The organism is Alphaproteobacteria bacterium (assembly GCA_035625915.1).
Classification (GTDB): domain Bacteria; phylum Pseudomonadota; class Alphaproteobacteria; order JACZXZ01; family JACZXZ01; genus DATDHA01.
Window position 1 is genome coordinate 1 of the sequence record DASPOR010000202.1, and the last position, 18,838, is coordinate 18,838.

20 protein-coding genes are annotated in these 18,838 nt (G+C 62.6%); 9 read left to right on the forward strand and 11 right to left on the reverse strand.

What is annotated here, in order from left to right:
• From VEJ16_15730 to VEJ16_15755, 6 genes are all read left to right on the forward strand, one after another.
• On the forward strand, positions 1-842 hold an 842-nt coding region (locus VEJ16_15730; GenBank protein ID HYB11112.1), incomplete at its 5' end, for an MltA domain-containing protein.
• A 120-nt stretch (positions 843-962) separates the two neighbouring features.
• On the forward strand, positions 963-1,730 hold the full coding sequence (locus tag VEJ16_15735) for a (Fe-S)-binding protein (GenBank protein ID HYB11113.1): 768 nt from the start codon (positions 963-965) through the stop codon (positions 1,728-1,730).
• 16 nt (positions 1,731-1,746) lie between these two features.
• Positions 1,747-3,168: a LutB/LldF family L-lactate oxidation iron-sulfur protein gene (locus tag VEJ16_15740; GenBank protein HYB11114.1), complete on the forward strand. Its 1,422-nt coding sequence runs from the start codon at positions 1,747-1,749 to the stop codon at positions 3,166-3,168.
• The gene (locus VEJ16_15745; protein ID HYB11115.1) at positions 3,165-3,866 is read left to right on the forward strand and encodes a lactate utilization protein; all 702 of its coding nucleotides are present in this window, start codon (positions 3,165-3,167) and stop codon (positions 3,864-3,866) included. Before VEJ16_15740 ends, VEJ16_15745 begins: the two co-directional genes overlap by 4 nt.
• Positions 3,847-4,419: a Smr/MutS family protein gene (locus tag VEJ16_15750; protein HYB11116.1), complete on the forward strand. Its 573-nt coding sequence runs from the start codon at positions 3,847-3,849 to the stop codon at positions 4,417-4,419. The genes VEJ16_15745 and VEJ16_15750 overlap by 20 nt, the downstream gene beginning before the upstream one ends.
• A gap of 14 nt (positions 4,420-4,433) precedes the next feature.
• The gene (locus tag VEJ16_15755) at positions 4,434-4,805 is read left to right on the forward strand and encodes a helix-turn-helix transcriptional regulator (GenBank protein ID HYB11117.1); all 372 of its coding nucleotides are present in this window, start codon (positions 4,434-4,436) and stop codon (positions 4,803-4,805) included.
• Here the strand turns inward: VEJ16_15755 and VEJ16_15760 are convergent.
• Positions 4,802-5,353, reverse strand: coding sequence for a L,D-transpeptidase family protein (locus tag VEJ16_15760; protein ID HYB11118.1), 552 nt, complete (start codon positions 5,351-5,353; stop codon positions 4,802-4,804). The two genes, VEJ16_15755 and VEJ16_15760, sit on opposite strands and share 4 nt — an antisense overlap.
• 54 nt (positions 5,354-5,407) lie before the next feature.
• The gene (locus VEJ16_15765; protein ID HYB11119.1) at positions 5,408-6,397 is read right to left on the reverse strand and encodes a hypothetical protein; all 990 of its coding nucleotides are present in this window, start codon (positions 6,395-6,397) and stop codon (positions 5,408-5,410) included.
• Between the two features lie 276 nt (positions 6,398-6,673).
• Here VEJ16_15765 and VEJ16_15770 point away from each other — a divergent pair, with 276 nt between their 5' ends.
• The 3 genes from VEJ16_15770 to VEJ16_15780 all read left to right on the forward strand — a co-directional run bounded on the left by VEJ16_15770 (position 6,674) and on the right by VEJ16_15780 (position 9,459).
• Complete coding sequence (locus VEJ16_15770) at positions 6,674-7,534, forward strand: alpha/beta hydrolase (protein ID HYB11120.1); 861 nt, start codon at positions 6,674-6,676, stop codon at positions 7,532-7,534.
• A 147-nt stretch (positions 7,535-7,681) separates the two neighbouring features.
• Positions 7,682-8,416: a response regulator transcription factor gene (locus VEJ16_15775; GenBank protein ID HYB11121.1), complete on the forward strand. Its 735-nt coding sequence runs from the start codon at positions 7,682-7,684 to the stop codon at positions 8,414-8,416.
• A gap of 113 nt (positions 8,417-8,529) precedes the next feature.
• Positions 8,530-9,459, forward strand: coding sequence for an MBL fold metallo-hydrolase (locus tag VEJ16_15780; GenBank protein HYB11122.1), 930 nt, complete (start codon positions 8,530-8,532; stop codon positions 9,457-9,459).
• On the opposite strand, the gene VEJ16_15785 is transcribed toward VEJ16_15780, so the two are convergent.
• From VEJ16_15785 to VEJ16_15825, 9 genes are all read right to left on the reverse strand, one after another.
• Positions 9,410-10,624, reverse strand: a complete 1,215-nt coding sequence (locus VEJ16_15785; protein HYB11123.1) for an ABC transporter permease — start codon at positions 10,622-10,624, stop codon at positions 9,410-9,412. The genes VEJ16_15780 and VEJ16_15785 overlap by 50 nt on opposite strands.
• On the reverse strand, positions 10,621-11,619 hold the full coding sequence (locus VEJ16_15790; GenBank protein HYB11124.1) for an ABC transporter permease: 999 nt from the start codon (positions 11,617-11,619) through the stop codon (positions 10,621-10,623). Before VEJ16_15790 ends, VEJ16_15785 begins: the two co-directional genes overlap by 4 nt.
• A gap of 47 nt (positions 11,620-11,666) precedes the next feature.
• Entirely contained in the window at positions 11,667-13,613 is a 1,947-nt protein-coding gene (locus VEJ16_15795; protein HYB11125.1) for an ABC transporter substrate-binding protein, read from the reverse strand.
• Positions 13,610-15,499 carry an ABC transporter ATP-binding protein gene (locus VEJ16_15800; protein HYB11126.1) on the reverse strand — a complete coding sequence of 630 codons (1,890 nt, stop codon included), beginning with the start codon at positions 15,497-15,499 and terminating at the stop codon, positions 13,610-13,612. Before VEJ16_15800 ends, VEJ16_15795 begins: the two co-directional genes overlap by 4 nt.
• Positions 15,496-15,987 carry a hypothetical protein gene (locus tag VEJ16_15805; GenBank protein HYB11127.1) on the reverse strand — a complete coding sequence of 164 codons (492 nt, stop codon included), beginning with the start codon at positions 15,985-15,987 and terminating at the stop codon, positions 15,496-15,498. The genes VEJ16_15800 and VEJ16_15805 overlap by 4 nt, the downstream gene beginning before the upstream one ends.
• A complete protein-coding gene (locus tag VEJ16_15810) occupies positions 15,984-16,823 on the reverse strand; it encodes a polysaccharide deacetylase family protein (protein HYB11128.1) in 840 nt (279 codons plus the stop codon). Before VEJ16_15810 ends, VEJ16_15805 begins: the two co-directional genes overlap by 4 nt.
• Positions 16,823-17,995, reverse strand: a complete 1,173-nt coding sequence (locus VEJ16_15815) for a glycosyltransferase (GenBank protein ID HYB11129.1) — start codon at positions 17,993-17,995, stop codon at positions 16,823-16,825. Before VEJ16_15815 ends, VEJ16_15810 begins: the two co-directional genes overlap by 1 nt.
• A complete protein-coding gene (locus VEJ16_15820) occupies positions 17,992-18,582 on the reverse strand; it encodes a histidine phosphatase family protein (protein ID HYB11130.1) in 591 nt (196 codons plus the stop codon). Before VEJ16_15820 ends, VEJ16_15815 begins: the two co-directional genes overlap by 4 nt.
• On the reverse strand, positions 18,579-18,838 hold a 260-nt coding region (locus tag VEJ16_15825; protein ID HYB11131.1), incomplete at its 5' end, for a glycosyltransferase. The genes VEJ16_15825 and VEJ16_15820, both read right to left, overlap by 4 nt.

Here is an 18,838-nt window from a genome sequence, read left to right on the forward strand (position 1 = left end):
CCATCGAGAAATGGTTGAAGCCATTTCGTGCCGGAAACAACGGCTCGGCGGACGGCTTGTTCACGGGCTATTACGAGCCCGAATTGCAGGGATCGCGGCAGGCCGGGGGTCGATTTACCGTTCCGCTTTACGGACGGCCCGACGATCTCGTCACCGTCGATCTCGGCGAGTTCGACGACAGTCTCAAAGGAAAGCACGTCGCGGGGCACGTTTCGGGCGGCGCGCTCAAGCCCTATGCAACACGGGCCGAGATCGAGGCAGGAGCCATCGCTGGCAAGGCAAGGGAACTTTTCTGGGTCGACGATCCCGTCGAGCTGTTTTTTCTGCAAATCCAGGGTTCGGGGCGGGTCATTCTCGAAGATGGCACGGTGGTGCGCGTGGGCTATGTCGCACAAAACGGCCGAAGCTACCGCTCGATCGGCAAAATCCTGGTCGATCGCGGCGACATGCCGCTTGAAGCGGTCAATCTCCAATCGCTCAAGGAATGGCTCCGCGCGCATCCGTCGGAAGCAAAATCCCTGATGGACCAGAATGCCTCTTACGTGTTCTTCCGCGAAATGTCGGGCGACGGCCCCAAGGGAGCCGAAGGTGTAGCACTCACCCCCGGGCGGAGCCTCGCCGTCGATCCCAAGTTCGTATCCTACGGTGTGCCGATCTGGCTCGATATCGAAAGCCCCAAAAAGGGCGAACGAATCCAAAGGCTCGTGGTCGCCCAGGATACAGGCGGGGCGATCAAGGGGCCGGTTCGGGGCGACCTCTTCTGGGGCTTCGGTTCCGAGGCCGAAGCAATGGCCGGCGTGATGCGCTCGCAAGGCAGCTATTATCTGTTCCTACCGCGCTAAGGGGCGGAACTCGCGGCGAGCATCGAGGCTTGCCAACCGCCTGGGGACATTTCATTCTAGCCGTGAAAACGACAGCGCCGGCCCACAATCGGCAATAGAAAATAGGGCCTTGGGGTATCAATGAGAGTTGGGTTGTTCGTCACGTGCCTGGTCGATCTCTTTCGGCCAACCATCGGCTTTGCGGCGGTGAAACTCCTCGAGGAGGCCGGATGCGAGGTCGAGGTGCCAAGCGCCCAAACCTGTTGCGGCCAGCCCGCCTACAATTCCGGGGACAAGGGGGACGCGAAGGACATCGCCCGCTCGGTGATCGAGACTTTCGAGCCCTTCGATTTCGTGGTCGCACCCTCCGGGTCGTGCGCCGGCATGATCAAAACCCATTATATCGAGTTGTTCGCCGACGAGCCCCGCTGGGCGCAGCGCTCGCACGATCTGGCGCGGCGCACCTATGAACTCGTTTCCTTTCTCGTCGACGTGTGCGGCCTCGATGCAGTCGATGCACGCTATCCCGGCAGCGTGACCTATCACGACTCCTGTTCGGGCCTCAGGGAGCTGCACGTCAAGTCGCAGCCGCGCAGGTTGCTCGCGTCCGTGCGCGACCTCACCCTGACCGAATTGCCGGGTGCGGAAATCTGTTGCGGCTTTGGCGGAACGTTCTGCATCAAATATCCCGAGATTTCGACGCGCATGGTCGCGGACAAAGTAAAGGACATCCAGGCGACCGGTGCCGGCACGCTGCTTGCGGGCGATCTCGGTTGCCTTCTCAACATGGCGGGCCGGCTGCGGCGAGAGGGTTGTGACGTCAAAGCGCGCCATGTCGCGGAAGTGCTCGCCGGCATGAGCGATGCGCCCGCAATCGGCGATCCCACGGTCTCAAAGCTCACAAGCTGAACCGGTCTGGCACCCCATGCAAGCGACGAGCCGCAATTTCAAGAAGAACGTCCACGCGGCGATCAACGACGCAACGCTTCAGCGCGCCATGACCAAACTCGGCTTTCAAGCGGCCCGTGCGGCCGCCGTGTCGCGATTGCCCGAGTTCGACAAGCTGCGCGATCAGGCGCGCGACATCAAGAACCATGTGCTCGAAAACCTCGATCTCTATCTCGAGCGATACGAGGCGGAAATGACCCGGCGCGGCGGCCAGCTTCACTGGTGCCGCACAGCCGATGAAGCGCGCGCGGCGGTCCTCGAAATTTGCCGACGCCTCGACGCCAAAATCGTCACCAAGGGCAAGTCCATGGTCGGCGAGGAGATCGGGATCAACGAGTTCCTCGAGGCGAACGGCATCGCACCCGTCGAAACCGATCTTGGCGAGTACATCATTCAACTCCGTCACGAACCGCCGAGCCACATCATCGCGCCCGCTGTCCATCTGACGAAGGACCAGGTCGCCGACGCCTTCCTTGAAAATCATCGCCAATATGGAAAAACCCGCCGTCTCGAGGAAGCGGCCGATTTGCTCGCCGAGGCGCGCGAGATCTTGCGCGAGAAATTCATCGCTGCCGATGTGGGCATAACGGGCGCCAATTTCCTCATCGCGGAAACGGGATCGTCGGTGATCGTTACGAACGAAGGCAACGGCGATCTCACGCAGAACCTGACCAAGGCCCATATCGTGCTTGCAACGCCCGAGAAGCTGGTTCCCACCCTCGAAGACGCGACGACGATTCTTCGGCTCCTCGCCCGGTCGGCGACCGGGCAGGAAATGTCCGTCTACACGACGTTCTCGACCGGCCCTCGGCGGGGCGAGGATCTCGATGGCCCGGGCGAGTACCACGTCATTCTCGTCGACAACGGCCGCACCGCATTGCTCGGGACGGAATTCCAGGACATCTTGCGCTGCATCCGCTGCGCTGCGTGCATCAACCATTGTCCGGTTTACAATACGATCGGCGGACACGCCTACGGTTGGGTCTATCCCGGCCCGATCGGCTCGGTTCTCACACCTGCACTGATCGGCATCGACGAGGCGGGCGATTTGCCGAATGCCTCCACCCTTTGCGGCCGTTGCGAGAGTGTTTGCCCGATGCGCATCCCGCTGCCAAAAATGCTGCGCCATTGGCGGGAGAAGGAATACGAAAAGGGTCTGGCGCCCAAGCCGTTTCGGACCGGCCTCAAATTGTGGGCCTGGTTCGCCAAGCGCCCGCGCCTCTACCACCTCGGCAGCCGCATGGCGATGAAGCTGCTCGGCATTCTCGGTCGCGGCCGCGGCAGCTTTCGGCACTTGCCGCTCGCGCGAGGGTGGACCGGCGGGCGCGACATGCCGGCCCCCGAGGGCCCGACGTTCCAGTCGCTTTGGGCCGCCGAGCGCAAAAGTGGCCGCACATGAGCGAGGCGCGGGACCAGATCCTGGACGGCGTCCGGCGAGCCCTCAAACGGCAGGCCGGCGACGACGTGCGGAAGGCCTCGGTCGACGGCCGAATTTCGCAACATCGCCGCAACCTGGTTCCGAAACGTGCCCTCCTCGACCATGGCGCCCAGATAGGCCTCTTCGTCGACATGGCGGAAAAGGCCGCCGCCACCACGGCGCGCGTCGCGCATTATGCGGATATTCCCGATGCGGTCATCGATTACCTCAAACGCTTCAACCTGCCGCACAAGATCAAGCTCGCGCCCGATCCGGCGCTGACGGGGCTTTCTTGGACCGCACGCCCGCTCCTCAAAATCGAAACCGGGATCGCAGCACCGGGCGATAGCGCCAGCGTCACGCCCGCCTTCGCGGGTATCGCTGAGACCGGAACGCTCATGCTTCTGTCGGGCCCGACGGCGCCGACGACGCTCAACTTCCTCCCCGAAAACCACATCGTGGTACTGACCGAGAGCCGCGTGGTCGGGCCGTTCGAAGATGCTTGGGATCGCGCGCGCACCGCCCAGCGCGACGGTGCTTGGCCGCGCACTGTCAATTTCATCACCGGCCCCTCTCGTTCGGCCGATATCGAGCAGCAGCTCCAGATGGGTGCGCACGGGCCGCGCCGCCTCCACATCATCCTTGTGGCCGAGGACGGCGATGGCCAAGGCAAAGGGTGATCATCCCTCACTCGAGGACAAGGACCATGCCCTGTGGTCCCGTGCCATGCGCGGTACGACACCACTCAAACGACAAAAGCCTCCTTCAAAGCCGGAGTCAGCACCGGGCGGGCGGCGTGCAACCGCCGTCGGGGAAGACCGGCGGCCCGCCGCCGTTTCCTCCGGGAAAAAAGCGGGTCCCGGCGGCACTCAACCGCCGCTTCCCGAGCTTGCCCCTGGTGCGGCAGCCGGTGTCGACAGGAGTACGACCGATAAGCTGCGACGCGGGGGCTTCCCCATCGAAGGCCGTCTCGATCTCCACGGTCATACCCAGGAGGAAGCGCACGCCGCGCTTGTGTCTTTTGTGGAAAATGCGCACCTCTCCGGCAAACGATGTCTCATCGTCATAACAGGCAAGGGTGGTGTGGGCCGGCAGAGCGGCGTCTTGCGCGGTGCCGTACCGCGTTGGCTCAATAGCGAGCCGATGCGCCGTCGGATCCTTGCCTTCGCATCGGCCCAGCCCAAGCATGGCGGCGGGGGCGCCCTTTACGTCCTCCTTCGTCGACAACGTTAGCTCGTGCACGGGCAATGACTCCTTTCGGAGCGCGCGTACGGCAATTACGACGAAAACAAGGTGTCACGCTGCGCGCGATGGCGCAGGACCTTCGGCTCTCGGCCGCCTATTTGTCCGCCTTGGAGCATGGCCGACGCAGCCGGCCATCGACCGGGCTGGTTCAGCAGATCTGTGCCTATTTCGGCTTGATCTGGGACGACGCCGAAGAGTTGCAGCGCCTTGCGCGGCTGTCGCATCCCCGTGTCGTCGTCGATACGGCGGGGTTATCCCCCGCGAAAACCGAGCTTGCTAACCTTCTTGCCGAGCGCATCCGCACGCTCCCGGAGAACGATGTTGCGGAGGCAATCGGCATCTTGAATCCGCGGACGAAAAGAGCTCGGAACTAAAGCGCAGCTTCAACGACGATGCGATCCCCGGACCCGATTTGGGCCACGATCCGCAGGAGGTCGCCAACGCGAACCGCCACGCAGCCCTCGGTGGGCGAGAAATCGTCGCGTGCGATATGAAGGAAGATGGCGCTCCCGGCATAAGGGACTGGGGGTGTGTCGTTGTGGCCGAGGACGACGATCAGGTCGTAAATATTGTCGTTGCGCCACAGGCGCTCGTGGCTTGCCGGATAAGGCAGGCGAACTTGCGTGTTGTAGCGCTGGTCCCGCGGATCGTCACACCAACCATCATGCTCGCCGATGGGATCGACGGACAAACCGGTGACGGGCTTCGCGATCCGGTCGGCCCGGTAAAGAACGCGGCGAAAAGGAAATGCGCCAATCGGTGTCGCCCCGTCGCCTTCGCGCTTTTCCCGACGCACACCGGCGCGTCCGAGCGCGCAAGGGCGGCTTTGCCCATTCCACGATGCAACCCCTTGCCAGACCGTTTGCCCGCTGGGGACGACTCGCACATCCATGTCAAGGTTATAGCCGTCCAGTGCTTCCAATCGCCAGTGCTTCAATCGCCGTTGCTTTCAGTCGAAGGGGTATGCGCGCGAAGCTCAGCCGCCAACGTCGACGCCAGGTGCCGCCGCCGTTTCGCGAAGCTTTGCGGCGGCTTGGTATTTGTCGAGCGCCTCCATCATGCGTTCCGCGAAGTCGGGCGGCGCCTGAGGCCGGCCATTTGCATTCGACGAAGGGTCTGCATCGGCGGCGGGCGTTCTGGCGGTCCCGGGAGGAGTGCTTTGGCCACCGGACCCAAAGCTTCCGGACGAAGTGCTGCCGGCATCGGTTGAGCTCGCCGCAGCGGCCGACAGCCACGGCATGCCCGTCACTTCGAGGGCACCCGGCGGCAGCGGTGCGGGTGCCGGCGGATTCGCCGCGGCGGCTGTGGCGGCCGTGGCGATCGACGCGTCGCCGGTTGCGGGTGTTTTTCCAGCAGCGGGCTTATTGTCGCCGAGGAGGGCGGTCATGATATGGCCGCCGATATCGTCGCCCGTGACGGCTGCGAAGGCCGAACTTGCGAGCGACGCGGCAGCCCCGATCGGCCCCCCGATCAATCCGCCCCCGATCGTGCTCGCAACCGCACCGATCGAGTCGCCCGTCAGGTGATTATAGATGCTCGACACGACGGGAATGTATTCGAGGGGATTGAGCGATTGCAGAAGCGAGTCGAAGCTGAATCCCTGCTTGCCCCAAAGAAAGCGTTCGATGCCGTGGGCCTCCGGCGTACCTTTGCCGGCGGCGGCTTCGACGTCGGCGGAAAAAGACGGGAGCGGCTCGGGATAAAGGGTTGCGTCCGCGACGGTAACGCGGCGGTAACGGATCGGCTGCGCCGTCGATGCATTGGGCGACGCGGTGGCCGTTGCCGTCGTCGGCGATGCCTCGGTGGCGGCGGGAAGAGGGAAAGCCTGGTTCGATCCGGTGCCGGGCGCTGCTAGGGCGGCGGGCTGCGTCGCTTGCTGCGATGTCGGCTGGGATACGGGTGCGACGGCACCTCTGCCCAAAAGCGGAACCGTTGGCGGCGGGGGGATCACGAGCGGAGCAGGCATCCGGCCTTCCTCGAGTTGCCCTCCGTGCTCGCAAACCCAATGCCAAAGATAAATCGTTTGTTTTCAAATGATTAGAGATCACTTGGCGTGAAAACCGCGGAGCTGCGGCAAAATCTGCCGGCTCCAATCTGCCGGATGCATCGAGAAAAAGCGCAGCCGCCACCGTATCGGGCGATACTTTCGTGACCTGCCTGGGAATGACATCGGCTCAATCTTTGTCTAATAGACAACGGCGCGGCTCGATCCAATGTCCTCGGCCGCCTTTCGGAACCCGAGATGCTGATATATCGCAACTATGATCAGGCCCAACTGGACGCTCAATACAACAACCGCGCCGCGGTCCCGGACCACACGCGCTGGACTGAACGGTGGCCCAAAGCGAGCGAGGAAGCACGCGCGCAGCTGGGCGGCCGCTACGATGTGCCTTACGGCCGTGGGGAACGCCAAACGCTCGATATCTTCCCAGTCGGACAAAAGCGCTCCCCGGTTCTCATCTTCATCCATGGCGGCTATTGGCGCACCCTCAACAAGGACGCGTTTAGCTGGATTGCGACCTCCTATGTGCGCGCGGGCATCGCGTTCGTCGCGGTCGGCTATCCGCTCTGCCCGACAGTGACGCTCGACGCGTTGACCGAGAGCGTGCGCGAGGCCGTCGGATGGATATATCGCAACGCCGCTACGTTCGGCGGCGACCCGGCACGCCTCCATATTTCCGGACACTCGGCCGGTGGTCATCTGACCGCGATGATGCTTTCGACCGATTGGGCCGCTCGGGGGTTGCCCGACGGTACATTGAAGGGCGGGTGCGCCATCTCCGGCATCTATGATCTTGAGCCGATCCGCCTCTGTTTTCTCAATGCAGACGTGCGGCTTACGCCCGATATGGTGCAGCGCAATAGCCCACTGCGCGTCCTACCGTCCGCCTCGCCGCCGCTCATCCTCACGGTCGGTGGCCGCGAAACCGACGAATTCCAGCGCCAGCAAGCACTTTACGGCGATGCATGGCGAGCGGCGGGCCTGCCGCTCGGCATCGTGCCAGCGCCTGCGGATCAGCATTTCTCAATCGTCGATCGATTTGCCGATCCTTCCCACGAGCTTTTCCAGACAGTGCGCCGTCAGATATCGGGTGAACCGTAATACGAAGACGGACACGGGCTGCGGCGCGCCAAACAGGGCGCCTAAGGTGCGGGGTATGTGCGTGGCGGTTGTGCCAAAAAGCCGATATTCTGCCTTCATGAGGGTCGGCAGCGTTTGGCGTATTGCCGAAATTGCAAGGGTCGGTGAATGATGATGCAACGCAATTCGATCACGACGCCGGAATTCAGGACCACATCGACGGGCAAGAAAATCCTTGTTGTCGATGACGATCCGGCCCTGCGCCAATCGCTCGCCGAACAACTTCAGCTTCATGAGGAATTCCAGACGGCGGAAGCGGAGAGTGGCGCCAATGCGCTCGAGCGGGTGCGAACCGACTATTTCGACGCGATCCTGCTCGACGTGGGCTTGCCCGATATGGACGGCCGGGAAGTTTGCCGCCTGATGCGCCGAAACGGGTTGAAAACGCCGATCATCATGCTGACGGGTGCGGATACCGATGCCGATACCATCCTCGGGCTCGATGCCGGTGCTAATGATTACGTGACCAAGCCTTTTCGACTCGGCGTGCTCTTGGCCCGGCTGCGCGCCCAGCTACGCCAGCACGACCAAAGTGAGGACGCCGTTTTTGCGATCGGCCCGTTCTCGTTCCGCCCGTCGACCAAACTCCTCCTGGAAACCGATACCGGACGGCGCATCCGATTGACCGAAAAAGAGTCGCAGATCCTCAAATTTCTCTTTCGCGCCAATGAGAAAGTGGTGGCGCGCGACGTCCTGCTCAATGAGGTCTGGGGCTACAACGCCGGTGTCACGACCCATACGCTCGAAACGCACGTCTATCGCCTGCGTCAGAAGATCGAGGCCGATCCGTCGAGGGCCGAGATTCTGATTACCGAGCCGGGCGGCTATCGTCTGGTGCCGTGACCGTCGTCACTGGCAAGTTAAAGGGATTGCCCTAAAGTCCGAACGGCGGGGTGTGTGTTTCCGCCGTCAAAAAGCGCGTGTATCGTGGCGGGTGGGATTGAGGAGACCCTGGTTTGGAGAATTCGGATCGGTTCACGGTGAAGTTTTGGGGTGTACGGGGATCCATCGCCTGCCCGGGTCCCGATTACGTTCGTTACGGCGGCAATACATCCTGTGTCGAGATTCGGTGCGGCCCGAACCTCTTGATTTTCGATGGCGGTACCGGCCTGCGCCCCCTCGGGCGTGACCTCGATGCGAACGGCGTTGTCGACGCCGATCTTTTCTTTACGCACACCCATTTCGATCACATCACGGGCTTGCCCTTCTTCAGCTCCGCTTTCAAGCGCGAGAACCGCTTCCGGTTTTGGGCCGGTCATCTCCTGCCCGAGCATCGCTTGTACGAGGTGCTGTGCGAGCTGATGATGGCGCCATTCTTTCCAGTACCGCTCGACGTCTTGAAGGCCACGATCGAATATGTCGATTTCAAGCCCTGGGAGGATCTCGAACCGCGTTCGGGCGTGATCATTCGGACGGCACCGCTCAACCATCCGAACGGCGCCATCGGCTATCGCGTCGAGTATCGAGGCCGCTCGATCTGCTACGTGACGGACACAGAGCACGTTCCCGGCAAGCTCGACGAGAACATCTGCAGCCTCGTCAAGGGTGCTGACATCATGATTTACGACTCGACCTATACCGAGGCGGAATTTCCACGCTTTGCCGGATGGGGCCACTCGACCTGGGAGGAGGGCGTTCGGATCAGCATGCATGCCGGCGTCAAGACACTCGTCGTGTTCCACCACGATCCGACCCACGATGACGCCTTCATGGATCGCGTCGCCAAGGCGGCGAACGATGCGCTTCCCGGCACGATCATCGCGCACGAAGGCCTCGTCTTGACGCCTGGACGCCTGGCCTCTTACGAGCGGCACCTCGTTAGCGGTAAGGGTCGGGTCAGCGATAAGGGTCGGCCGCGTCGCGAAGGCCATCGCCCAGGAAATTGAAGGCGAGTACGACGAGGATCACCGGCACGACCGGCAACAGGATCCACGGATAGACGGCGACTGCGTTGATGTTCTGGGCTTCGTTCAATAACACGCCCCAACTTGTGATCGGCGGGCGCAGGCCCAGGCCTAGAAAGCTCAGCGCCGTTTCGCCCAGGATCATGTTGGGAATCGACAGCGTTGCGGACGCGATCAGGTGACTCATGAAGCTCGGCAATAGGTGGCGCGCGATCACGCGCCGCGGTCGAGCGCCCATGAGTATGGCTGCCGTGCAAAAATCCTCCTCGCGCAGGGCGAGGAGCTTGGAGCGCACCGCCCGGCCAAGTCCCGTCCAATCGATCAGGCCCAGGATAATGGTGATGCCGAAATAGATCAGCGCCGGACTCCACGTCACGGGAAGCACCGCCGATAGCGCCATCCAAAGCGGTAATTCCGGGAATGAGCGAATGACCTCGATCAAGCGTTGGATGAGGCTGTCCGTCCAACCGCCGTAATACCCCGCGAGGCCGCCGAGGGTCAGGCCGAGCAGGAAGCTGATGCTAATCCCGATCAACCCGATGGTGAGCGAGATTCGGGCCCCGTAGATGATGCGGGAAAGCATGTCGCGGCCGAGCCGGTCGGTACCTTGCAGAAACAGCGTGCCGCCCTCTGCGGGGCAAACCAAATGGAATCGCCCTTCGATCATGCCCCAAAATCGATATTCGTCGCCGAGGCAGAAGAACCGCAACTTCTCGATTCGCGTTGGATTGGGCATATAAACCCAGCGCAGCGTTTCCATGTCGAGGCTTGTGTCGAAGCCGTAGACGAACGGCCCGATGAAGCGTCCGTTGTCGAAGAGGTGGATCGCCTGCGGCGGGGCGTAAAGAAAATCCGTGTGCCGTGTGCGAAGGTTGTAGGGTGCGAGGATTTCCGAAACGAGGATCGAGGCATATACCACGGCAAGGAAAATGCCGGAGACGACGGCTAGGCGGTGGCGCTTGAGCTTCCACCACATGAGCCGCCATTGCCCCGCGAGAAAATAACGCTCTTGTCCCGGCGCCATTGCCTCGATCGCATAGGGATCGAAGGGTGCCGTCGAGACATAGTGTTCGAGACGCGGAGAGAGCAGACGGTCCACGGCGTGACCCCTGTCGCTGTCGGGACTGTCGCGCCGCTCGACGGTCATCGCGTCGTCCCGCCATGGAGGCGAATGCGCGGGTCGAGCACCGCGAGAAGAATGTCCGACAACAGGACGCCGATGACGGTGAGCGTCGCCAGGAACATGAGGAACGATCCCGCGAGGAACATATCCTGACTCCTCAAGGCGCGGAGCAGCATCGGTCCGGTGGTCGGCAGCGACAGAACGATGGACGTTATCGCCGCACCCGAAATCAGGTGGGGCAGGAGATTTCCAATATCGGCAACGAATGGATTGAGCGCCATGCGCAACGGATACTTGAGCAACAGCCGTCGGTTCGGCAGACCCTTGGCTCGTCCGGTCACGACATATTGTTTCTGAAGCTCGTCGAGCAGATTGGCGCGCAAGCGCCGTATCATTCCCGCGGTACCGGACGCGCCGATCACGATCACGGGTATCCAAAGATGCGCAAGGACCGAGAGCGCCTTGGCCCAGCTCCAAGGCTGATCGAGATACTTCTCGTCCATGAGGCCGCCGACCGAGGTGCCGAACCAGGCGTTTGCGATGTAGAGCAGCACGAGTGCGAGCAGGAAATTCGGCGTGGCAAGGCCGATGAAACCGAGGAACGTGAGCGCGTAATCGCCGATGCTGTATTGTCGGGTCGCCGAATAAACGCCGATAGGAAACGAGACAACCCAGACGAAGATAACGGTCGCGAATGAAACGATAAAGGACAGCAGCAGCTGATCGCCGACCACCTTGGTGACGGGTAGATTGTATTCGAACGAATAGCCGAAATCGCCCCGCAGCATGCCCGTAAGCCAGATGAAGTATTGCTGCACGAGCGGCTTGTCCAAACCGTATTGCTCACGCAGAAACTGGATCTTCTGCGGGTCGACCGATTCGCCCTGCGACTGCAGCTCCGACATATAGCTCGTAAGGTAATCGCCCGGCGGCAGTTCGATGATGATGAAAACGACGATGCTGATGGCGAGCAGCGTCGGAATCATGATCAACAGGCGCTGCGTGAGGTAACCGAACATGTCGTTATTCCCCGCCCGTCATCTTGGCATCTGTCATGTTCCGATCCTCAGGGTGCAGCGCCGGAGAGCGACGCCGTCTCCGCCGGAGCGGTATCGAACCAGAACGTCTCAGGCCGGTAGATTCCGAGTTGGGCGCCCGGATCCCAGGCGTAGATGGCTTTTTCCGGCACGTTCTTGAGATGATTGCTGACCACGACCGGCTGCGGCACGCCGGCGACGATCCCGATCGAAAACTGCTGCTGAGCGTTGATCTCGAGCATCCGGTGCCAGATGCGGGTCCGCTCTGCCGGATCCGATGTGGCCTCCCAGGCGGCGTTCAAGGCGAGAAGCTCCTTGGCTTCCGGCAAATCCGGCGGCTCGCCCGCCTTGCCGTCCGACTCATAGTAGTTGCCCCATTTCGGCCATTGCAGTTGGACCTCCTCGGTCGGAGCGAGCTCGGCCGGGCTCTCGTCGGGGACCGGCACGCCATTGTCCAAACCTTCCGAGATCGACATGAGCGTGTCGCCCGCGTAGATGCGGGTGCGGAACAGCTCGCGCTGGGAAGGTTTGACAAAGAGGTGGATGCCAAGCTCCGCCCAGGTGTCGCGCACAAGTTGCAGGACGTCCGTCTGCTCGGAGCTCTCGCCCGCGGTCTCGACGATCAATTCCATCGGCCGTCCGTCCGGCAGCAGGCGAATGCCGGAATCGTCGCGCTCGGTTAAGCCCATTTCGTCGAGAAGTGCGTTGGCCTGCTTCAAGTCGAACACGGCCCAGGTTTTCTGGTATTCGGGCTTGAACAAAGGACTTTCGGGAAGTGCGGTATCGTTGCCCTCGATCGCCAAGCCGAAATAAATGACCTTGTTGATTTCGTGGCGGTTGATTCCAAGGGAGAGCGCCCGGCGGAAGCGCACATCGCGCAGGATCGGACGCCAGACTGGATCGTTCGTGTTGAGGTTCGGATAGAGCGCCATTTGGGAACCGAAACCGGTGCGCCAGAGGCGAACCGTGTAATCGTTCTGCTGCTCGCCCCGCTTCAGGAAGGTGTAGTCGCTGAAACGCAGATAGCGCGCCTGCAAGTCGGATTCGCCCGCCTCCGTTTTGAGCGGTATGAGCTTGCCGTCGACGATGTCCATATAGATTCGGTCGATGTAGGGAAGCTGATGCCCCGCCTGGTCGAAGCGGTGGAAAAACGGGTTGCGCACGAAGATGAATCGCTGGGCGGGCGCTTGGGTGGTAAGGATCCAGGGTTGCAGGGTCGGCAAATCCGGATTGTCGTTCTTGTAGCTGTGTCCGCGCAGCGTGTGCAACCCTGTCCATCCCCGCTGCTTCGCCGCCTTGATCATCTGGGCGAGCTTCTCGGGGTCCGCGTATTTGGGGTGGAACTGCTTCATGTAGTGCGCCGGCATGTAAAGCTCGAGCGGCTCGGGTGCGGCGAGATTCGGCAGGAACAAGGGATTGGGTTTGTCCCAGGAATAGCGAACGGTGTAATCGTCCAGGAACTCGACCTTGGGCGGCTCCCCGCCCACAAGAAGCTCCCGCGTCAGGCCGAAGGGCGAGAGTTCCTTGTTGTTCGCAACGTCTTCCCAGTAGTAACGGAAATCCTCGGTCGTGAAGGGCTGGCCGTCGGACCAGCGCATGCCTTTGCGCAAGTGGAACGTGAAGACACGGCCCCCATCCACGTCGAAGCTTTCGAGGATGTCGGGCTCGAGCTGGAATTTCTCATTGTAGCTGACAAGGCGCGCATAGCCGTAAGCGACCATCAGGCGCGTATCCTTGGCGCTCGCCATCAGCACGTGCAATGCGCCACCGGGCCGGCCCACGGTGCGGCCGCTCGTGGCAAGGTCGACGATCAACGGCTGCTTGGGCGCGCGCTCGGCAACGGGCGGCAGGGTGCCGGCGGCAACCTGCGCACGCAGCGAGGGCGTTTCCTGCATTTCGAATGCAGAGAGCGTCCCCGGCTCAAAAATGGCCGCAAAGCAGAGGGTCGCGACAGCGGCGATGCCGATCCGCCTCACGACGCGAGCGCTCCCAATTCGGCGTTCGGATGTGCGCGCACGAAGTGCCCGGATGCGATTTCAACGAGGCGCGTCGGGTTCCCGCGATCGGCCGTGAAAGGGGCCGGCCATGCCGCGGGGATCGAGGCCTTCCCCTCCATGAGGGCGGACAGATCGAGCTTGTGGTTGGGGTCCGGAAACGGCACCGCCGCGAGCAGGGCCCTCGTATAAGGATGCACGGGGCGTTGAAACAGCATGTGGCTAGGCGCCACTTCGACGAGTCGCCCGGCGCACATGACGGCGATTCGGTCGCAAATATAGTCAACGACCGCAAGATTGTGGGAAATGAACAAATAGGTGAGCCCGAGCTGATCCTTGAGGTCCTTGAGGAGGTTGAGCACTTGCGCCTGGATCGAGACGTCGAGTGCCGACACGGGCTCGTCGCATATGAGCATATCCGGCCTGAGCGCCAGTGCGCGTGCGATGCCGATGCGCTGGCGCTGTCCGCCGGAAAAGCTGTGCGGGTAACGATTGAGCATACGCGGGTCGAGCCCGACAAGTTCCATCAGCTCGCGCACCATCTCGACCCGCCATCGATGATCGCCGATGCCGTGGATCGCCAGCGGCTCGCCGATGATGTCCAGGATCGGCATGCGCGGATTGAGCGAGCCATAGGGATCCTGGAATATGAATTGCAGCCGGCGCCGGAACGGGATGAGTTCCTTCGGCGTGAGCGCCCTGACGTCGACCATCGTGCCGTTATCGTTGAAGAGGATCTCACCTTCGTCGGCCGTGAGGGCGCGCGTGACGATCTTGCTGAACGTTGTCTTGCCGCACCCGCTTTCGCCCACGAGCCCGACGCACTCGCCGCGCTTGATCTCGAGGCTGACATCGTCGAGGGCGGTGACGACGCTCTCGGGCTTCAGGTTGAAGAAGCCGCTCTGCCGAATCCGGAACGTCTTGCGTAAGCCCCGAACCTTGAGGAGCGGCCCCGCGGCATCCGCACCCGCAGGCCAAGGGGGCCGCGCCGCAAGGAGATTGCCGGTCTTCGGCTTGATTTCCCGCACGGGGACCAGCCGCTCCCCGGGGCTCATGTCGAATTTGGGCACGGCGCGCAAGAGAGCTTGCAGATAAGGATGTTCCGGATCGCGAAAGACATCAGCGAGCGTGCCGTGCTCGGTCACTTGGCCGTTGTACATGACCACGACTTCTTCGGCGACGTTCGCCACGACGCCGAGGTCGTGGGTAATGATCAGCACCGCCATGTCGAGTTCGCGTTGGAGATCCTGGATCAGCTTGAGAATTTGCGCCTGGATCGTGACATCCAATGCGGTGGTCGGTTCGTCCGCGATCAGGAGTGCCGGGCGGCAAATGAGCGCCATGGCGATCATCGCGCGCTGCCGAAGTCCGCCCGAAAGCTCGAAGGGGTAAGTCTTGAGCGCCCGTGCCGGATCGGCGAATCCGACCAGACGCAGGATATCTTTCGTCAGCTCCATCCCTTCGGCCTTGCTCGCCTTGCGATGGAGAAAAAGAGCCTCGCTGATTTGATCGCCCACGGTATGGAGCGGAGAAAGCGAGGTCATGGGCTCCTGGAAGATGATCGATATCCGCCCGCCGCGAATGGCCCGCATCGTTTCGGATTCCGGATCGAGCTTGGCGATATCGATCGTCTCGCCTTCCTTTGCCGGGTCCGAGAACAGGATTTCGCCGCCGGCGATTCGTCCATTGCGCGGCAGGATGCCCATGATCGCTTGGGAAACGACCGATTTTCCCGAGCCCGACTCGCCGACCAACGCCACCGTGGAGGCTGGCCGCACCCGGAACGAAACCCCCTTCACTGCCCGGATTACCGCACCGTGAACCTGAAACTCCACCTTGAGATCGCGGACAGTGAGAAGATTTATCATGTGCCCATTGCGACTGCCGCAATTCCCAGAGCGGAAAGATTATTTCGCGTCGCCCTATCGATGTTGAGGCCTCTCGCACCCGCTGCCGCCGCGGCTTGCCGAACGATGTCGGCAAATCCGTCAAGAGTCGATTCGAGCGACAAGCGCCTCCTCCCCGCCGCCAAGTCGAGCTGCATCCAACCGCCCGTGCGATCGCGTTTGGTCGCGTAATAACGCAGTCTCAACCCGGTCAGTTCGTCCCAAGGGAGGGTAACGCAGCGCACGCCAGAGGTCGATATGCCATCGCTCGCCAGTGCAACAACCATTCGTTGCCGACGCCAAGTCCTCACTCCGAACGCAAGGAACAAAAGCGCACAAGCGCCGAGCGCAGCTGCCACGATCGGTGCCGCCAACGCCATGGCCGTCAGTCCCGCAGTCAACGCGAATCCGAAACCTGCACGCGCATAATCGGCGCGCAGGCTGGAGGTCGGGTAACGATGGATGCTCATTGCGATCGCCGGGGTGCACCGTACCGTTCGGAACCGTCGGGCGCGAAAATCTCCTCCGCAGCCAACCAGCGCGCTCCAGGATGTGCGGCGATTGTCTCGAAAAAACGCTCGAGAAAGCGCCAGCACGCGTCGTCATGAGCGAGATGATGGGTCAAAAGGCCGGTCGGCTCGTCGGGGTCGGCCGCAGCGGTGCGCCGGGCCTTGAGATGCTCGATTGCGACGGCGAGCGCTTTGGCCTCCCCAACGAACCCTCGCCCGCCCCGCCAGTCGACGATATCGATGTGGGTATTGGCCTGGCCGAGACCGGCCACGGGCTCCGCCGCGGCCCGCGGTCCGAATGTCGAGAGGCCGTGAAATCCAAGCCCGGGCAAATGGGCAATCAAAGCGCGATCTATGCGGTTCCAGGGGGGTACCAGGACTGAAACGCTTCGTGTGCCGAAAAGCTCGCGCATGCGTCGCGCGCCGGCGGCCAAGTCGGCGCAGTTGGCGGCGATGGGTCGTGCGGGGCCGAGTTCGCCATTCTTTGCCCCGCTCGGGGCATGGTTTTGATGGGCGAAACCGTGTTGGACGGGTGTAACGGCCCGCTCGCCTTCGATTGACGCGACAAGCCTCGCATCCGCACGGGCCGGTATGACCGCGAGGGTCAGCGGCAGGTCGTAGTCCCGCCTGAGGCGCATAAGGCGGCCGAGGGCAGGCGACGGGCCGGTTGCATCGTCGTCGCGCCACCAAAGGGTCGCGCGCCGCCCGACCACACCCTTCCCCGGTTCGGTTGGCCCGGCAATCCACTTATCCAATTCGCGCGTCAGGCCATCCCAGTTCGCGATACCGGCAGTCATTATACGCCCGCCGCCGGGTGCGAGTGTCGGGTGCGAAGTGCCTCGCGGACGATGCGCACGCTCGCCTCCGCACCCCGCCGGTTGATCCAGCCGAAATCCGGCTTCATGGCGTCGGCGTGGTCGACGGCGGCCGCGAGGGATCGAGGCGAAAGTGTGCGCTCGAGGACGACTGCGGCAAGATGGTGCTGCGCCAGGCGCGTAGCGCGCATCGTCTGCTCGGTCTCGCCGTCTTTCGAGAACGGCGCCAAAACCGACCTGGCACCGGCGCTCATGACATCGATCACGGTATTATACCCGGCCTGAGATATCGAGACGCGACAATTGGCCAGGAGTTGCCGGAAATCCGGCCGCGCCCGCTCGACAACGACCCCGTTGTCTTGCATCGCCGCAAGTCGTTCGAGTTCCGCATCCTCGGCACCGCGTCCAACAAGAAATCGCCACGTTGCATCGCGCAGGCGCGTCGATGGCCGAGACGCGAATGCGGTCGCAAGAAGCACCCCGCCGACGGCACCACCACCCGCCGAGACGATCACTTCATTCCAGCCCGCATCCCCGGGCTTTCCGCGCGCGACAGGGGGGCCGGCGATGTAACCGGTGTAGCGCAATTTCTCGCCCAATCCTGCAGCGAGTGGGAAACTGGCCTCAAATGTTACCAAAGCGGGGTCGCCATGGACGAGGACCAGGTCGAACCCTCGCATTGCAAGCGCCACAGCCTCCTCGGCGCGTCCTGGTTTGGGCGTTTGCAGGATGTCGCGCACCGATGCGGCGATGAGCGGGCGCGGCTTCATCGCAAGTGCCGCCTCGAGGAGGGGCAAAAGCTCAAAACGCATTTGCCGCCGTCCGAACGGGAAAGTCTCGAAGATCAGAACGTTCGGCCGTTTGGCCCGCAAAATTGACAGCAGGCGTTCCCGCCGTGTCGTGCGATAGGCCTCGTCGACAAGGTTGCCCGCCTCGTCGGCAAGGAGAGAAAAATTGCCATTCTTGGCCCGAACAGGCGGCAGTTGGATCAGTTGCTCGGTAGCGAGGGGGAGCGGGGCGACCGGCATGCCGCCTGAAACAAGGTTCGTCTCGAACCCCGCCGCGGCAAACGCACGCGCAAGGGTCGCTGCCCGCATCAAATGGCCGATGCCGAGCAGGTGTTGCACGTAGATCAATACGCACTCGGCGCTCATGTCGGTGCGAGCGCGATATTGAGGCGTTCGATATCGGGTCGGCCGCGCCGGTCGACCCGGAAGACATGAACGCTGTTCCAATCAAGCCGCACCGGCGGCTTGCCGAGATAGTCCCAATCGGTCGCGAGTGCCAGGATCGCGCGGATGACCCCTTTGTGCGTGACGGCGCCAACCGGCCGGACTTCCCCCGCGATACGCGAAAGCCATGGCGACAGACGCACCTGGACGTCGCGAGGACTTTCGCCGTTGGGTGCCCGAAAGTCGAGCCCATTCGCCTCCGCTTCCGCAAACGCAGACCCAAGCTCAGCATTCAAGTCCGCAAGGCGGCGCCCCTCCCACGCACCCCAGGTCATTTCGGTAAGTGCCGGCTCGACAGGGACTTCGGCGCCGAGAAGAATGCGCGCCGTCTCGCGCGCGCGAAATAGCGGGCTCGCGACCCACTCGAAGCCTTGAAGTTCATCGGGAAGGCGCCAGCGCGCCACGGCTGCGACACCCGCATCGCTGAGCGGCCGGTCGCAGCGGCCTTGAATGCGCTTCGACTCGTTCCAATCGGTCAAGCCGTGGCGAATAAGTGCGAGGCGCGTCACCGGCAACGCTCCGTCACGACGGCTCTGAGGATCCCATCGAGCCGCTTGGCCGCAAGCGTTATGTCATGCTCTGCGAGCATCGTCCGCCGCGCTCGCTCGCCCATAACCCGCCACGATCGCGCATCCCGCAACGTCTTCGACACCGCGTCGGCGAAAGACGACGCATCGCCCGGCCGAGTCAGATGCCCGGTCTCTCCGTCGCGCACGATATCAGGAACACCTCGCTCGCGACCCGCAATGACGGGTAAAGCCGCGG

Excerpts from the sequence above, each read along its gene's own strand:
- VEJ16_15735 (HYB11113.1), top strand. The coding sequence starts at position 963 with ATGAGAGTTGGGTTGTTCGTCACGTGCCTGGTCGATCTCTTTCGGCCA.
- VEJ16_15740 (HYB11114.1), top strand. The coding sequence starts at position 1,747 with ATGCAAGCGACGAGCCGCAATTTCAAGAAGAACGTCCACGCGGCGATC.
- VEJ16_15745 (HYB11115.1), top strand. The coding sequence starts at position 3,165 with ATGAGCGAGGCGCGGGACCAGATCCTGGACGGCGTCCGGCGAGCCCTC.
- VEJ16_15750 (HYB11116.1), top strand. The coding sequence starts at position 3,847 with ATGGCCAAGGCAAAGGGTGATCATCCCTCACTCGAGGACAAGGACCAT.
- VEJ16_15755 (HYB11117.1), top strand. The coding sequence starts at position 4,434 with ATGACTCCTTTCGGAGCGCGCGTACGGCAATTACGACGAAAACAAGGT.
- VEJ16_15765 (HYB11119.1), bottom strand. The coding sequence starts at position 6,397 with ATGCCTGCTCCGCTCGTGATCCCCCCGCCGCCAACGGTTCCGCTTTTG.
- VEJ16_15770 (HYB11120.1), top strand. The coding sequence starts at position 6,674 with ATGCTGATATATCGCAACTATGATCAGGCCCAACTGGACGCTCAATAC.
- VEJ16_15775 (HYB11121.1), top strand. The coding sequence starts at position 7,682 with ATGATGATGCAACGCAATTCGATCACGACGCCGGAATTCAGGACCACA.
- VEJ16_15785 (HYB11123.1), bottom strand. The coding sequence starts at position 10,624 with ATGACCGTCGAGCGGCGCGACAGTCCCGACAGCGACAGGGGTCACGCC.
- VEJ16_15790 (HYB11124.1), bottom strand. The coding sequence starts at position 11,619 with ATGTTCGGTTACCTCACGCAGCGCCTGTTGATCATGATTCCGACGCTG.
- VEJ16_15800 (HYB11126.1), bottom strand. The coding sequence starts at position 15,499 with ATGATAAATCTTCTCACTGTCCGCGATCTCAAGGTGGAGTTTCAGGTT.
- VEJ16_15805 (HYB11127.1), bottom strand. The coding sequence starts at position 15,987 with ATGAGCATCCATCGTTACCCGACCTCCAGCCTGCGCGCCGATTATGCG.
- VEJ16_15810 (HYB11128.1), bottom strand. The coding sequence starts at position 16,823 with ATGACTGCCGGTATCGCGAACTGGGATGGCCTGACGCGCGAATTGGAT.
- VEJ16_15815 (HYB11129.1), bottom strand. The coding sequence starts at position 17,995 with ATGAGCGCCGAGTGCGTATTGATCTACGTGCAACACCTGCTCGGCATC.